The following is a 14,651-nucleotide window of genomic DNA, read 5'->3' as shown; positions in this document are numbered from 1 at the left end:
CCAAGGGAATACCATGCAAAAACTCATAGTACGCGTTCAGAACTGGCTTTATATGCTAGCCAGCGTGCTATGTTTTTCTGCCTCAGTCGATGCAAATGACGATTACCGCTTAGCTGCGGGAGATAGTTTTAGGGTGAGCGTATATGGTGAACCAGAGCTAAATATGGAAACGCGTTTAGCCAACGACGGCTTTATTCGCTATCCCTTTCTGGGTGAGATTGAAGTCCGTGGGCTCACCGTTAACCAATTGCAATTACACATTCAAAATGGCTTGAAAGGTGATTACTTGGTGGACCCAATGGTGCAAGTGACCATGGTGGAGTACCGACCATTTTTTATTAATGGTGAAGTTGCTCGCCCTGGTGCTTATCCCTATCAGCCAGGTTTAACGGTAAACCGTGCGATTACTCTCGCTGGTGGTTTTACCGAGCGTGCTGGGAAAAGTAAAATTACTATTCAAGCTGAAAAGACTAGCCCAGAACAACGCCAAAGAGTCAGCTTGGAAGACAAAGTCTCGGCAGGCGACGTGCTCAATATCCCACAGAGTTTCTTCTAAGTTATACAATCAATTACCGCTTATGTTGTGTTAGCTATTTGTTAGTGGCTTTTTAACAAAACAGCGAATTTCGTTATTGCCTTTCTCGATATCGCTATTGTGATTTGGTTTTTTCAGCCCTATACTCGGCTCTCTTGTCGGAGTGCCGAAAGGCTGAGACCACTTGTAGCGTTGCTACTGTTGTGTGGGATCCGTATAACTTGATCAGGATAATGCCTGCGCAGGGAACAAGATGAGTAACCGCTTCCTTCTGTTATTTTAGGTGTATTAGACACTGTTTAACACTGGGTTACTTTTCCTACATCCGACAAGCCTCATTCTTAAATTTTTTATTTAGAGGCCAGTCATGTCAAGACGCGAAACTCGAGCTGCAGCAGAACAATATATTAATAATCTGCAAGGCCAACCTTTTCCAAATTCAGAAAAAATCTATGTTCAGGGAAGTCGTGACGATATCCAAGTAGCGATGCGCCAAATTAACTTGGCCGATAGCTTGGTTGGCGGCACCAAAACCGAACCAAAACTTGAGCCAAATGAGCCGGTACGTGTTTACGATACCTCAGGTATCTACACCGATGAAAACGCTGAATTAGACGTACATAAAGGCTTGCCACAATTGCGTAAAGTCTGGATTGAAGAGCGTGGCGATACTGAAGAACTCACCGGTCTGAGTTCTAACTTCTCTCAGCAGCGTTTAGCTGATGAAGGCTTAGAGCATATCCGTTTTGAAAGCTTACCCACCCCACGCAAAGCCAAATTGGGTAAAACAGTGACTCAGCTGCATTACGCTCGCCAAGGCATTGTTACGCCAGAAATGGAATACATTGCTATCCGTGAAAACATGGGCCGCGATAAAATTCGTGAAGACTTATTAGCAGAACAGCAAAAAGGTCACTCGTTTGGAGCGTCATTACCAGAACACATCACTGGCGAGTTTGTGCGTGACGAAGTGGCCCGTGGCCGCGCGATCATCCCTTCTAACATTAACCACGCAGAAGCCGAACCGATGATTATTGGCCGTAACTTCTTGGTTAAAGTAAATGCCAATATTGGTAACTCGGCAGTGACCTCTTCAATTGAGGAAGAAGTTGAAAAACTGGTATGGGCCAGTCGTTGGGGCGCCGATACCGTGATGGATTTATCCACTGGTCGTTATATTCACGAAACCCGTGAATGGGTCATTCGTAACTCACCAGTGCCAATTGGTACCGTACCGATTTACCAAGCTTTGGAGAAAGTAAACGGCGTTGCTGAAGACCTGACTTGGGAAGTGTACCGCGATACGTTAATCGAACAAGCCGAACAGGGGGTGGACTACTTCACCATTCATGCCGGTGTATTGCTGCGTTACGTGCCAATGACCGCCAAGCGTGTTACTGGCATTGTTTCTCGCGGTGGCTCGATCATGGCCAAGTGGTGTTTAGCCCATCATAAAGAAAGTTTTTTGTATGAGCGATTCCGTGAGATTTGTGAAATTTGTGCCGCTTACGATGTATCACTTTCTTTAGGCGATGGTATGCGTCCTGGCTCGATTGCTGACGCCAACGACGAAGCTCAATTTGCCGAGTTAGAAACCTTAGGTGAGCTAACGAAAGTAGCTTGGGAATACGATGTTCAAGTGATCATTGAAGGCCCTGGCCATGTGCCAATGCAATTGATTAAAGAGAACATGGAAAAGCAGTTAGAAGAGTGTCATGAAGCACCGTTCTATACGCTTGGCCCACTCATTACCGACATCTCTCCCGGCTATGACCACTTCTCATCAGGTATTGGTGCCGCGATGATCGGTTGGTTTGGTTGTGCCATGTTGTGTTACGTAACCCCTAAAGAACACTTAGGTTTACCAAACAAAGAAGACGTAAAACAAGGCATGATTACCTACAAAATTGCTGCTCATGCTGCTGATTTGGCCAAAGGCCATGCTGGCGCGCAAATTCGTGATAACGCCATGAGCAAGGCGCGTTTTGAATTCCGTTGGGAAGACCAATTTAACTTAGCCTTAGACCCAGACACCGCTCGCGCTTACCACGACGAAGCCTTACCGCAAGAATCGGCTAAAGTCGCGCATTTCTGTTCAATGTGTGGGCCTAAGTTCTGCTCAATGAAAATTTCGCAAGAGGTACGCGATTACGCCAACGAGCTAGAAGTTAAGCTACTTGACGAGCCTTTGGCTGACTTAGGCTTTGTTGCCGACGGTATGGCAGAAAAATCGGCTGAATTCAGAGACAAAGGTGCCGAGATTTACCACTCGCCACTACGTGCTGAGACCAGCGATGAAGTCTAAGTTGCCTTTAAGCGACAACTTGCGCCCGCAAATTTGGACTATCGCGGGTAGCGATAGTTGTGCGGGTGCTGGTTTGCAAGCTGACTTGCTTACCGCGCACGACTTTGCCGTGGAGTGTGCTACAGCGGTGACCGCGATTACTGCGCAAAACATCGAAGGAGTGACGACTATTCAGCCCTCATCGCCTGAGTTGTTAGCCGCGCAGTTAGATGCTTTAGCGGCCACTAACCCTGCCAAAGTGATTAAAATTGGCATGTTAGGCAGTGCCGAGTTGGTAAGAGTAGTGGCCGATAAACTGGCCACTTACAAAGCCACTTGGGCTGAGCCGCCCTTGGTGGTGTGTGATCCGGTATTGGTGGCTAGTTCTGGCGCGAGCCTAGCTTTAGACGATCTAATGCAAGCCTTGCCTGCGTTGTTGGCGCAAACCGATGTACTTACACCTAACGCCACCGAGCTTGCTAGCTTAAGTGATATTGAGTTAAACAGCGTTTCTGCCTTAAAACAGGCCTGTGCTAAGTTACTGAAACAGGGTGTAAAAGCGGTATGGGCGAAGGGCGGACATTTAGCGTTAACGCCAAATATTGCCTTAGACTACTTTAGCGATGGCCAGCGAGAAATCGTCTTGTCGAGCCAGATGATTGATGCGCCACATACCCACGGTACTGGCTGTACGCTCGCTTCCGCTTTAGCGTCTGCTTTAGCGCATGACTTTGCTATGGAAGACGCTTTGGTATTAGCCAAAGCTTATGTTTATCAAGGTTTAAAACAAGTGGTGGGTAGAGGTAACTTAGCTCACCTTGGTTGGCCAACTTTGCGTGAGCATTTTCCTCGAGTGGAGTCGGCGCAAACTGCCCTAGGACAGCAGTTTGGCCTCAGCGAGTCTTGGCCGGAAGCGGTTCCCTTTACACCTTGCGATACTACTAAGTTGGGTGTTTACCCTGTTGTTGATAGCGTTGAGTGGATAGAGCGCTTGCTTAATATGGGCGTTAAAACCCTTCAGCTAAGAATCAAAGATAAAACCGATGCCGCAGTAGAAGCCGATGTTATTCGTGCTATCGAACTCGGTCATCAGCATCAAGCGCGTTTGTTTATTAATGACTACTGGCAACTGGCGGTAAAACATGGTGCTTATGGCGTGCACTTGGGCCAAGAAGATTTAGAAGTGGCCAATTTGCAGCACATTGCGGCAGCCGGTTTACGTTTAGGCATTAGTACCCATGGTTATTTTGAATTGCTACGTGCTAGCCAGCTGCAACCAAGTTATATTGCACTTGGACACATTTTCCCTACTACTACCAAGGACATGCCGTCTAAGCCACAAGGTTTGGCGAAGTTAAGTCGCTACGCCGATTTAATGCACGATTATCCTTTGGTAGCGATTGGCGGTATTGATTTAGTTCGCGCTAAACAAGTCTGGCAATGTGGTGTGGGCAGTGTGGCCGTGGTAAGAGCCATAACTGAAGCCGCTGATCCAGCTGCTGCGGTCGCCGAGCTTGAAGCCATTGTGAATCAATCAGCAGCCAATTAGCGAGTAAGCCAAACCATGAGCCAATACCAGCACAGTGACCAAGCCTTAAGTGACGATGAATGTTTGCGTTATAGCCGTCATTTATTATTAAAAGATCTTGGTGAGGCTGGGCAGCTAAAGCTGAAACATGCGCAAGTATTGGTGATTGGTATGGGCGGTTTAGGTGCACCGGCTAGCTTGTACTTAGCCGCGGCTGGCATTGGCCGATTGGTATTGGCTGATTTTGATGAGGTCGATAGCTCTAATCTTCAGCGCCAAGTGCTTTATCGCGAAGACGATATTGGCCAGCCCAAAGTGCAAGCGGCTAAACAGCATCTGCAAGGGTTAAATGCCAACATTCAAGTTCGAGCGGTAAATCGGAAAATGGATGAAATGCTGCTGGCGATGGAAGTGGCTCAGGCCGAAGTGGTGTTAGATTGCAGTGACAACATCGCTACTCGTTATGCGGTAAACCAAGCTTGTGTTAAGGCTAAGGTGCCTTTGGTTAGCGGAGCCGCAGTGGCTTTTGATGGACAGTTAATGGTGTTTGATTTCCGCAAGGCTGAGCAAGGTTGCTATCACTGCCTATTTCCTAATGCCAGTGAGCAGCAACTTAACTGCAGCAACGCCGGCATATTAGGCCCCGTGGTAGGTACTATCGGTAGCTTACAAGCCCTAGAAACCATCAAACTTATTGCCAATATACCGTCTGCACAAGTAGGGCGATTTTCCAGCTTTGATGCCCATAGTCTGGAATGGTTTCACCTTAAAGTAAATGCCGACCTCACTTGTCCAGTGTGTGGCACTAATAAAGAAACAGTATGATTAATATAGAATTTAATGGTCAAATCCAGTCGCATGGTACGCCCTTGAATATCGAGCAGCTGTTGGCATTTCACCAGCAGGCGCTAGAGGGCATTGCCGTGGTGTTAAACGGCAATATTGTGACCCGTAGCGAATGGGCAAATACCTTATTAAATGACCACGCTAAAGTACGAGTATTTCGCGCCATTGCTGGCGGATAAGAGAGAAACCTTGTGTTAAAGATTGCAGATAAAAGTTTTACCAGCCGGCTATTCACCGGTACTGGCAAGTTTGCGACGCCTGAGTTGATGAGCCAAAGCATTCAAGCCAGTGGCAGCCAATTGGTTACCATGGCCATGAAGCGTGTAGATGCGCAAGATCAGCAAGACGATATTCTGGCCCCCTTAATAAAGGCCGGAGTGAATTTACTGCCTAACACCTCGGGTGCCCGTAATGCCGAAGAAGCGATTTTTGCTGCTAATCTAGCGCGAGAAGCGCTTGGCACAAATTGGCTTAAGTTGGAGATTCACCCCGATCCTAAATACTTAATGCCCGATCCTATTGAAACACTAGCTGCCGCAGAAAAACTGGTAGAACAGGGCTTTGTAGTGTTGCCTTATGTACACGCAGACCCGGTATTGTGTAAGCGCTTAGAAGATGCGGGCTGTGCGGCCGTAATGCCATTAGGCGCGCCTATTGGCACCAACAAAGGCCTGCGTAGTCGTGACTTCTTAGAGATTATTATTGAGCAAGCTAATGTGCCAGTGGTGGTTGATGCCGGCATTGGAGCGCCCTCAGATGCGGCTTTAGCTATGGAGCTAGGTGCTGATGCCGTGTTAGTGAATACTGCCATGGCGGTGGCCAAAGACCCCGTTGCAATGGCGAAAGCTTTCGCTCAAGCCGTAGAAGCGGGACGCAGTGCTTACCTAGCTGGTTTAGGCGCTGAGCTTCGCCACGCCGAGGCATCTAGTCCTTTAACTGCCTTTTTAGATACCTTGTAAATAGAGAATATCATGAGTTTTGCCGAGCAATTAGCCCAATACGATAGCGCAGCCGTTCATCTAAATATTAACAGTAAAACCGTTGCTGATGTAGAGCGTGCGCTGGCGAAAGATAAGCTGGATTTAGATGACTTTCAGGCGCTTATTTCCCCTGCGGCAGAGGGTTATTTGGAACAAATGGCCCAGCGTAGCATGCGTTTAACCCAGCAACGTTTTGGTAAAACTCAACAATTCTATATACCGCTTTATTTAAGCAATATGTGCAGCAATGTATGTGATTATTGCGGCTTCTCTATGGGGAACAAAATTCGTCGAGTTACCTTAGATATGGTGGAGCTAGACTCCGAGCTGGATGCCATAAAACAACTGGGCTTTGACCATATTCTGCTGGTGACCGGCGAGTCTGAGCGCAAAGTGGGGATGGAGTATTTTCGCCAAGTATTGCCTAAGATTAAAGCGCGTTTCTCGCATGTATCGATGGAAGTTCAACCCTTAGATGAGGCTGATTACGCGGAGTTGATTAGCTTAGGTTTAGATGCCGTTATGGTCTATCAAGAAACCTACAATCGTCGCCGTTATGCCGAGGTTCATCCAAAAGGTAAAAAGCGTGATTTTGATTACCGCTTGGCTACGCCCGAGCGTTTGGGTGATGCTGGCATTCGTAAAATGGGCATTGGCGCACTCATTGGTTTGGATGAATGGCGCAGTGATTGTTTCTATGTTGCAGCGCATTTGCAGTATTTAGAGCGTAAATATTGGAAGAGTAAGTTTTCTATTTCATTCCCGCGTCTGCGCCCATGTGAAGGTGGTTTTCAGCCTAAATCGGTAATGAGCGACAAACAATTGGTGCAGTTGATTTGTGCTTACCGTTTGTTTAACCCCGATGTAGAGTTATCACTCTCTACTCGGGAATCTGAACATTTCCGCAACCACGCCATCCCATTGGGCATTACTAGCATGAGTGCCTTTTCGAGTACCCAGCCGGGGGGCTATGCCGATACCAGTGAGAAAGCCTTAGAGCAGTTTGAAATTAGCGATGAGCGTCGTCCTGAAGTGGTGGCCGATGCGGTTAAGCAAGCTGGCTATCAGGTTGTATGGAAAGACTGGGATCGAGTACTCGGCTAGTACTCATTGTAAATATTTAGCTTCCAGTTTAGCTAAAGCATCTTGCTCGAGCAGCTGCTTTAGCTGTTTATCAAACTTCAGCACAAATTCTTGGTCTACTTGTTGTTTACTAAAAGCCAAATATACCGGTACTTGACCTAAGGCTGGCTCTATCAGTTTTAGACCGTTCGGCTGACCATCTTGCGCTGCCACTAATAATGCTTGGCGGCTATCGGTCGCTATCATATCCAAACGACCGCGTAACAGCGATTTTACCAAACCCTCTACGCTATTGTGTTTCTCTACGTCGAAAGTGTGTTTGGCTAAAGCTTGGTCAAAAGGAGGCGAAATACGCGCATTGCGCACTTTACCAATGCGGTAATCATCTAACTCAGCAAAGTCACCAGAGAAAGTGTCTGTTGGCCAAGCGTTTAAGGTAATCAGGTGTTGGTCTAAGAATAGAAAGGCAGTATCTGGGTAATAAAAGAATGCTTCTCTATCGGCAGTGCGCATGGTGGGAATAAGCCCTTGGCTTTGATGGCTTTTTACCTTGGCGAAGCTCTGGCCCAGTTACTAATGTGAAAGTCTGCATCTGCATTGAGCTGCTGAAAACTTTGTTCAATAAGCTCTACAATGATCCCCTCTGCTTTTCCCTAGTCATTAACCATAATGTAAGGCGGAAAAACAAAGCTTTGTATTTCAACTGTTTTAGCGTGACATAGTGTGCTGCTAACAAATAATAGGAAAACTACCAGCGGTTTCATCTGTTTCTTCATCCTTGAGCCTAACTCAAATTATAGAGAATCGTGCTATGGTATGCGATCTGAAGCGGCAGTCATTATGTAATTAATGGGCTGTTTGCCTTAACTAACAGAATAAAGAGGTGTGAAGTGTTAAAGAATTTACTGTTAGCAGTAGTATTAGTCATCACTTATACAAGCAGTGCAATGGCTGAAAAGCTAACCGTGGGTGCCGCAGAGCATGTGCGTATTGTAGAGGCAAACCTTACGTTTTTAACGCGAATCGATACGGGTGCAGCAAGTACCTCAATGCATGCGGAAAACATGACGGTATTAGATGGCGAAAACATTAATCCAGACGACTACAGTGAAGCGGAACAAAAATCGATAGTGCGCCCTCTTATGCGTAAAAATATTGGCAAGTATTTGCAATTTACCACCGAGAATGAAGGTGGCGAGAAGCACCAAGGCAAAGCCTTGATTACCGACGTAGCCGCGGTACGTAACTCTCAAGGCTTAGAAATTCGCTATAAAGTTGCCTTAGCTGTGGAATGGCAAGGCCGCGCTAAAACCGTAGATGTAAACCTAAGAGACCGCAGTAAAATGCACTATAAGCTACTAATCGGCCGCAACTGGTTAGAGGGCGATTACTTGGTAGATGTAGAGCGAAACAAACATTTAAAGTAATAAAGCCTATAAGGTTTGATGTACTCGTACAAAGCGGGCAAAGCGGGGCTTGCCGTGCTCAGTTAAGCCGTTGTAACGATACTCTACTAAGCTGCCAATAGGTGGTGGATTTGAGCGTAACTGGTCGCTTAAACCACTGCCTATTTTAAATCTTCTACCTTGTTGATCCTGCACCACTAACGCGCCCAATTTACCACTGTACTTGCCTTTCCCACCACTATAAGCCACGACCTCGGCTTCAGCATCTTGATAGCTTTTATATTTAATTAAGGCGTTGCTACGGCTGGGTATATACATAGATTCGGGGTCGCGCAGCATGAGTCCTTCGCCGCCTTCGGCGCTAATTTTTGCTAGTTCTTGTTCCAGTTTTGGTCGCCCAGGGTAAGCACGATAACTGGGCACTGTCATAAAGGCGCTGGTGCTGCTTAAGGTTTGTAACTGGCGGTAACGCTGTTGGTAAGGGCCGGGGTAATTTGGTAAATCAAACACCACAAAGCGCACATCTTGCCATTGTTCTACACGAGAGTTTTTCTGCTTAACCAAGCTTACTAAGGCGCTAAACTGCCCTCGGCCCAACCAGAGTTCGCCGTCTACAGCCACATTCGGCAGTTGTTGTGCAATGGATTCTGGGAGCCCAATAACGTGGCCATTGCGGCTGAGTAACTGCTTCCCATCCCAGTAGGCTCGTACTCCATCATATTTCTCACATACCCAATAGCGCTGCAGATCTAAGCCTTGTTGGTAGTCTGTGGCTAAAATAAGTTGTGGTGGCTGTTGCTGGGCAAGCCCCTCATTAGCGGTGGCTAAAAACAAGCAAACGCTGAGCTTGGCGCTGAGTGAACGATCCATGTTCTACTCCGTAGTGAGTTAATTGTTATTAATGGTAGTGCAAATGCCTATTGCTCGCTAGCTATAATCACCTTTAGCAGTACTTTATTAGCAACAAACTTACTTAAGGCGAATACAATGAGTAAACAATATCAAGGAAGTTGTCACTGCGGCGCTGTGACATTTAGCCTAAGCACAAACTTAGACTCTGCCGTGCGCTGCAACTGTAGTTTATGCCAACGTAAAGGCATTGTGATGGTAACTGCAGAGGATGATAGCTTTCGTTTATTACAGGGCGAACAAGACTTAACGCTCTATAAATGGAATACTAAGGTGGCGAATCACTATTTTTGCAAACACTGTGGTATTTATACCTTCCACAATCCACGTACCGCACCTGAATTAACTCGGGTTAATGCCGGCTGTTTAGATGGCATCGATCCGTTAGCATTGGATGTAAGTGTGGTTAATGGTGCTGGGTTATCCAGTGAAAAACAGCCATAAAAAAGCCGACGCTAAGCGTCGGCAACATTGGTACTTATAAGGAAAATACTATGTTTTACTTACTGAAAATATGTTTGTTAACAATATTTTCTAGTTCTTCTTGGCGACCAGATACATGTTTAGGGTCAATGTTGTCTGCAATTGCTTGAGTGGCTAAAGACTCTAGGCTGTAATCGCCAGTCATGATTGCTTTACCTAAGTCACCGCTCCAACCAGCGTAACGCTCAGCAACAACGCTGCTGATGTCTTGGCTTTCTAACAAGCTTGCTGCTTTCTCAAGTGCTAATGCACAAGTGTCCATGCCGCCAATGTGGCCGTGGAAGAAGTCAGCTGGATCAATACTTTGACGACGTAATTTAGTATCAAACATCAAACCACCAGTAGTGAAACCACCAGAACGTAAGATGTCGTACATTACCGGCGTCCACTCTTCAACACTGTTAGGGAATTGGTCTGTATCCCAACCTAGTTGTGCATCGCCACGGTTGGCGTCAATAGAGCCAAATAGGCCTAGTGAGATTGCGGTAGCAATTTCGTGATGGAAAGAGTGACCCGCTAAAGTAGCGTGGTTAACTTCAATGTTTACTTTCACCTCGTCTTCTAGACCAAATTGCTTCAAGAAGCCGTAAACAGTGGCTGTGTCGTAATCGTATTGGTGCTTAGTAGGCTCAGCTGGCTTAGGCTCAATTAAGATGGTGCCAGTGAAGCCAATTTTGTGTTTATGCTCTACTACCATTTGGAACAAGCGACCTAACTGCTCGCGCTCTTGGCGTAAATCAGTATTAAGTAGTGTTTCGTAACCTTCACGGCCGCCCCACAATACGTAGTTTTCACCACCTAGCATTTTGGTTGCGTTCATTGCGGTGAAGATTTGGCTCGCAGCGTAAGCAAATACTTCTGGGTTAGGGTTAGAGCCTGCGCCAGACATGTAACGTGCATTTGAGAATGCGTTTGCTGTGCCCCATAAAAGCTTCATGCCGGTTTCGTCTTGCTTCTGAGCAAGTACGTCCATCATCACCTTCATGTTTTCTGAGTACTCTTTAATAGAGTTACCTTGTGGCGCCACGTCAACATCATGGAATGAGTAGAAAGGGGTACCAACTTTTGAGAAGAAATCGAAAGCAACATCGGCCTTCATTTTCGCCATTTCAAGTGCGTTACCTGGTTTTTGCCACGGGCGGTCAAAGGTGCCAGCACCAAAGATATCAAAACCGTCCCAGCAGAAGTTATGCCAGTAACATGCACCAAAACGTAAGTGCTCTTCCATGGTTTTACCCAGGATCACTTTTTTAGCATCGTAATGACGAAATGCTAGTGGGTTAGTGGACTCTGGTCCTTCATAAGCGATTTTTTCAAACTGGTCAAAATATTGAGCCATTGGAACTACTCCTAAAAAGAATTCGGTTTCATTGGAGAACCAATCTCCATCTGTGAGCTTATTGTTAGCCCTAGCGGCCTTTCCCTCAATTATGAAAAATGCGGTCTTTTTTCAGCTATTTACTTTTCGTGCGCTATCTCGCGTTTTATATGAATCTTTTTTAGGATATTTCAACGATTGGGTCATAACATTGGCGAAATGTGAAATTTCATAATGCCATCTATTGGTGGCAATGGTGCCGGTGTATCGATTTTTAGCGATCAAAGGTGAATTGATGAAGGGGTTTGCGGGTTAAGGTTCTCGAATTAGGCTCGGTAAGGTGTAAGAGCTGTCGAGGTAGGTTTTTTGTACCACATCAATGGCACTATTTAAGCGCTGCATAAAGCCAGGGTGTTGCTCTAGATAAGCTTTAGAGATGTAAATACCAAAGGGGGCGGAACGTTGCACTACTTCAATGTATTCCCCCCTCACAAGGTTGGGATGCACTTCGCTACTTTTGAATACGTCGGCCGACATAAAGGCAGCATCTATCCGTTCTAAATCAAACAGCATAATGGCCAGTTTAGCTACGTTGCTTTGTTTGCCTACCACATGGTAATGGTGGGTGTTTAGCCATCGTAAGGTGTTTGTACCTTCTATAGAGGCGACTTTTGCATCGCTTTTAAACTTGCTTGAATAAGGGTTTAGGTAACGGTCGTAACGGAAAAACCAGCTCCAGTTATTGTATAAAACAGATTTTGAGAACACCGCTACGCTATCACGTTGACTGTTTTGAGAGGCAAAGAAGAAGCCGTCGGCCTCGCCATATTGCACTTCACTTAAGGCGCGCTTGTAGTTGGGCACTTGCTTGGTGCTGTAACCCTGCTGCAATTGCTGCATTATTTTCTCTACAAGAAAATTGCCCGCCGCCAAAGGCTGTTGCTGTTTCGTATACGGTGGAAAATGCGGATAAACCAAGCGCAGATCTTCGGCAAGGGCCGAATAACTAAAAAGAAAGGCAACAGCAACTAGTCTTATCAGCAACATTGAACCCAAATGGACAAATCATAGTGATTTACGGTGAATATTACTGGTAAGGGTAGTTAGCAAATAGCTTGAGTGGCAAAGTTGTTGAGGGCTTATTTAAGGTTTTTGTGAGCTTGGAGGGTGATTAGCTAAGTGACGGTTTTACAAAATAAAAAAGCAACGCTAACGAGCGTTGCTTTTAGTCGAGATATAAACAGTAGAATTAGCTGTTTAGTAAACTCAAGCTTTGGTCTACTACGTTTTCTACGGTAAAGCCAAATAACTTGAATAGTTCGCCAGCAGGTGCCGACTCACCAAAGGTCGTCATACCTACGGTTACGCCATCTAGGCCTACGTATTTGCCCCAGAAGCCAGCTTGAAGTGCTTCAACCGCTACGCGAGCACGTACTGCTTTAGGTAATACAGCCTCTCGGTAAGCAGCGTCTTGCTTGTCGAAACGTTCGGTACAAGGCATAGACACTACGCGAACTTGTTTACCTTGCTCGCTCAGCTTAGCAGCTGCGTCTACGGCTAGTTCAACTTCAGAACCCGTCGCTATCAAGATAAGCTCAGGCGTGCCAGCACAGTCTTTAAGTACGTAAGCCCCACGGTTAATTAATTCTAGTTGCTCACCGCTACGCTTTTGCTGGGCCAAGTTTTGACGAGAGAAGATAAGTGCACTTGGGCCATCACTACGCTCTACCGCGTTAATCCAAGAAGCCGCAGACTCTACTTGGTCACAAGGGCGCCATGTTTCCATGTTGGGTGTTAAACGTAAGCTAGCCACTTGCTCAACCGGTTGGTGAGTTGGACCATCTTCACCCAAACCAATCGAGTCGTGAGTGTAAACAAAGATAGAACGCTGCTGCATTAATGCTGCCATACGAACCGCGTTGCGCGCGTATTCCATGAACATTAAGAAGGTGGCCGAGTACGGGACAAAACCACCGTGCAAAGCAATACCATTTTGCATTGCCGACATACCAAATTCACGTACACCGTAGTGTAAGTAGTTACCTGATGCATCTTCTGCGCTTACTGATTTAGAGCTAGCGTGGAAGGTAAGGTTTGAAGGTGCTAAGTCAGCAGAACCACCTAGCAATTCGGGTAAAATCTTACCAATCACGTCTAGGGTGTTTTTAGAGGCCATGCGGCTAGCAATGTTAGCTGGCTCATTTTGTAGGCGCTGTAATAAGGCTTGTGTTTCTGCTTTCCAGTTTTCTGGTAGCTCACCTTCTACGCGGCGAGCATACTCAGAAGCTAGTTCTGGATAGGCTTTCTTGTAAGCGGCAAACTTGTCGTTCCAAGTGTTTTCTTGCTCGCTACCTTTGGCTTTGTTGTCCCAAGCTTGGTAAACATCTGCTGGAATTTCAAAGGCGGCATGTGGCCAGTTTAAGAACTCGCGTGCTGCTTTAATTTCTTCGTCACCTAATGGTGCACCGTGACAGTCATGTGAACCTGACTTGTTCGGAGAACCAAAACCAATCACCGTTTTAGTACAAATAAGCGTAGGCTTAGTGATATCGGCTTTAGCCGCTACAATTGCGGCGTTAATTTGTTCAGGATCGTGGCCATCAACATCGCGAATTACGTTCCAGCCGTAAGCTTCAAAACGTGCTGGTGTATCATCGGTGAACCAACCTTCAACGTGGCCATCAATAGAGATGCCGTTGTCATCCCAAAAGGCAATCAACTTGCCTAAACCTAGGGTGCCAGCCAATGAGCATACTTCGTGAGAAATACCTTCCATTAAACAACCGTCGCCCATAAAGGCGTAGGTGAAGTGATCAACAATGTCGTGATCGTCACGGTTGAATTGTGCCGCTAGCATTTTCTCTGCTAGTGCCATACCTACGGCATTAGCAATACCTTGGCCTAGTGGACCAGTAGTTGTTTCAACACCTGGTGCGTAACCGTATTCTGGGTGGCCCGGCGTTTTAGAGTGTAACTGACGGAAGTTTTTAAGCTCTTCAATTGGCAGTGCGTAACCGCTTAGGTGAAGTAGCGAGTACAACAACATAGAACCATGACCGTTAGACAAAATAAAGCGGTCGCGGTTGCTCCAGCTTGGGTTGCTTGGGTTATGCGCTAAGTGGTCGCGCCACAGTACTTCAGCAATGTCAGCCATGCCCATCGGTGCGCCAGGGTGACCTGATTTAGCTTGTTGTACACCATCCATGCTTAGAGCACGAATAGCGTTTGCATATTGTTGACGAGGGTGAGTCATCTTTAATTTCCTAATATTAAGTAATT

At 46.3% G+C, this 14,651-nt stretch carries 14 protein-coding genes and 1 riboswitch; of the genes, 9 read left to right on the top strand and 5 right to left on the bottom strand.

The window, feature by feature from the left end:
* The first annotated feature begins 13 nt into the window (after positions 1 to 13).
* The 7 genes from FFR00_RS14340 (at position 14) to thiH (ending at position 7,277) form a co-directional block, all read left to right on the top strand.
* Positions 14 to 556, top strand: coding sequence for a polysaccharide biosynthesis/export family protein (locus tag FFR00_RS14340; protein ID WP_137674102.1), 543 nt, complete (start codon positions 14 to 16; stop codon positions 554 to 556).
* A 128-nt stretch (positions 557 to 684) separates the two neighbouring features.
* Positions 685 to 800: riboswitch (TPP riboswitch) on the top strand.
* 102 nt (positions 801 to 902) lie between these two features.
* Positions 903 to 2,840 carry a phosphomethylpyrimidine synthase ThiC gene (thiC, locus tag FFR00_RS14335; protein WP_137674101.1) on the top strand — a complete coding sequence of 646 codons (1,938 nt, stop codon included), beginning with the start codon at positions 903 to 905 and terminating at the stop codon, positions 2,838 to 2,840.
* Positions 2,830 to 4,368, top strand: coding sequence for a thiamine phosphate synthase (gene thiE, locus FFR00_RS14330; RefSeq protein ID WP_137674100.1), 1,539 nt, complete (start codon positions 2,830 to 2,832; stop codon positions 4,366 to 4,368). The genes thiC and thiE overlap by 11 nt, the downstream gene beginning before the upstream one ends.
* Positions 4,369 to 4,383: 15 nt before the next feature.
* Complete coding sequence (locus FFR00_RS14325) at positions 4,384 to 5,172, top strand: molybdopterin-synthase adenylyltransferase MoeB (protein WP_137674099.1); 789 nt, start codon at positions 4,384 to 4,386, stop codon at positions 5,170 to 5,172.
* Positions 5,169 to 5,372, top strand: a complete 204-nt coding sequence (thiS, locus tag FFR00_RS14320; protein WP_137674098.1) for a sulfur carrier protein ThiS — start codon at positions 5,169 to 5,171, stop codon at positions 5,370 to 5,372. Before FFR00_RS14325 ends, thiS begins: the two co-directional genes overlap by 4 nt.
* A 12-nt stretch (positions 5,373 to 5,384) precedes the next feature.
* On the top strand, positions 5,385 to 6,152 hold the full coding sequence (locus FFR00_RS14315) for a thiazole synthase (protein ID WP_137674097.1): 768 nt from the start codon (positions 5,385 to 5,387) through the stop codon (positions 6,150 to 6,152).
* Positions 6,153 to 6,164: 12 nt separating this feature from the next.
* Positions 6,165 to 7,277: a 2-iminoacetate synthase ThiH gene (gene thiH / locus FFR00_RS14310; protein ID WP_137674096.1), complete on the top strand. Its 1,113-nt coding sequence runs from the start codon at positions 6,165 to 6,167 to the stop codon at positions 7,275 to 7,277.
* 3 nt (positions 7,278 to 7,280) lie between these two features.
* Here thiH and FFR00_RS14305 read toward each other — a convergent pair whose 3' ends face one another.
* Positions 7,281 to 7,769 (bottom strand): ABC transporter substrate-binding protein, encoded by a 489-nt coding sequence (locus tag FFR00_RS14305; protein WP_137674095.1) that lies wholly within the window; start codon positions 7,767 to 7,769, stop codon positions 7,281 to 7,283.
* A 377-nt stretch (positions 7,770 to 8,146) separates the two neighbouring features.
* Here FFR00_RS14305 and FFR00_RS14300 point away from each other — a divergent pair, with 377 nt between their 5' ends.
* Positions 8,147 to 8,683, top strand: a complete 537-nt coding sequence (locus tag FFR00_RS14300; protein ID WP_201798756.1) for a RimK/LysX family protein — start codon at positions 8,147 to 8,149, stop codon at positions 8,681 to 8,683.
* A 6-nt stretch (positions 8,684 to 8,689) separates the two neighbouring features.
* Here the strand turns inward: FFR00_RS14300 and FFR00_RS14295 are convergent, their stop codons facing one another.
* Positions 8,690 to 9,532 (bottom strand): DNA ligase, encoded by an 843-nt coding sequence (locus FFR00_RS14295; protein WP_137674094.1) that lies wholly within the window; start codon positions 9,530 to 9,532, stop codon positions 8,690 to 8,692.
* 117 nt (positions 9,533 to 9,649) lie between these two features.
* On the opposite strand from FFR00_RS14295, the gene FFR00_RS14290 reads away from it, so the two are divergent.
* The gene (locus FFR00_RS14290; RefSeq protein ID WP_137674093.1) at positions 9,650 to 10,015 is read left to right on the top strand and encodes a GFA family protein; all 366 of its coding nucleotides are present in this window, start codon (positions 9,650 to 9,652) and stop codon (positions 10,013 to 10,015) included.
* Positions 10,016 to 10,070: 55 nt separating this feature from the next.
* Here FFR00_RS14290 and xylA read toward each other — a convergent pair whose 3' ends face one another.
* From xylA to tkt, 3 genes are all read right to left on the bottom strand, one after another.
* Positions 10,071 to 11,393 carry a xylose isomerase gene (gene xylA, locus FFR00_RS14285; protein WP_137674092.1) on the bottom strand — a complete coding sequence of 441 codons (1,323 nt, stop codon included), beginning with the start codon at positions 11,391 to 11,393 and terminating at the stop codon, positions 10,071 to 10,073.
* Positions 11,394 to 11,684: 291 nt separating this feature from the next.
* Positions 11,685 to 12,419 carry a hypothetical protein gene (locus FFR00_RS14280; RefSeq protein ID WP_137674091.1) on the bottom strand — a complete coding sequence of 245 codons (735 nt, stop codon included), beginning with the start codon at positions 12,417 to 12,419 and terminating at the stop codon, positions 11,685 to 11,687.
* 202 nt (positions 12,420 to 12,621) lie between these two features.
* Positions 12,622 to 14,625 carry a transketolase gene (tkt, locus tag FFR00_RS14275; RefSeq protein ID WP_137674090.1) on the bottom strand — a complete coding sequence of 668 codons (2,004 nt, stop codon included), beginning with the start codon at positions 14,623 to 14,625 and terminating at the stop codon, positions 12,622 to 12,624.
* Between the last annotated feature and the right edge of the window lie 26 nt (positions 14,626 to 14,651).

The sequence above is a fragment of the Agarivorans sp. Toyoura001 genome (assembly GCF_005405585.1).
Lineage (GTDB): Bacteria > Pseudomonadota > Gammaproteobacteria > Enterobacterales > Celerinatantimonadaceae > Agarivorans.
Note: the sequence above shows the minus strand (reverse complement) of the source record. Positions and strands in the feature narration are given on the sequence as shown.

Coding starts and splice junctions, on each gene's coding strand:
- FFR00_RS14340 (WP_137674102.1), top strand. CDS start 14: ATGCAAAAACTCATAGTACGCGTTCAGAACTGGCTTTATATGCTAGCC.
- thiC (WP_137674101.1), top strand. CDS start 903: ATGTCAAGACGCGAAACTCGAGCTGCAGCAGAACAATATATTAATAAT.
- thiE (WP_137674100.1), top strand. CDS start 2,830: ATGAAGTCTAAGTTGCCTTTAAGCGACAACTTGCGCCCGCAAATTTGG.
- FFR00_RS14325 (WP_137674099.1), top strand. CDS start 4,384: ATGAGCCAATACCAGCACAGTGACCAAGCCTTAAGTGACGATGAATGT.
- thiS (WP_137674098.1), top strand. CDS start 5,169: ATGATTAATATAGAATTTAATGGTCAAATCCAGTCGCATGGTACGCCC.
- thiH (WP_137674096.1), top strand. CDS start 6,165: ATGAGTTTTGCCGAGCAATTAGCCCAATACGATAGCGCAGCCGTTCAT.
- FFR00_RS14305 (WP_137674095.1), bottom strand. CDS start 7,769: ATGCGCACTGCCGATAGAGAAGCATTCTTTTATTACCCAGATACTGCC.
- FFR00_RS14295 (WP_137674094.1), bottom strand. CDS start 9,532: ATGGATCGTTCACTCAGCGCCAAGCTCAGCGTTTGCTTGTTTTTAGCC.
- FFR00_RS14290 (WP_137674093.1), top strand. CDS start 9,650: ATGAGTAAACAATATCAAGGAAGTTGTCACTGCGGCGCTGTGACATTT.
- xylA (WP_137674092.1), bottom strand. CDS start 11,393: ATGGCTCAATATTTTGACCAGTTTGAAAAAATCGCTTATGAAGGACCA.
- FFR00_RS14280 (WP_137674091.1), bottom strand. CDS start 12,419: ATGTTGCTGATAAGACTAGTTGCTGTTGCCTTTCTTTTTAGTTATTCG.
- tkt (WP_137674090.1), bottom strand. CDS start 14,625: ATGACTCACCCTCGTCAACAATATGCAAACGCTATTCGTGCTCTAAGC.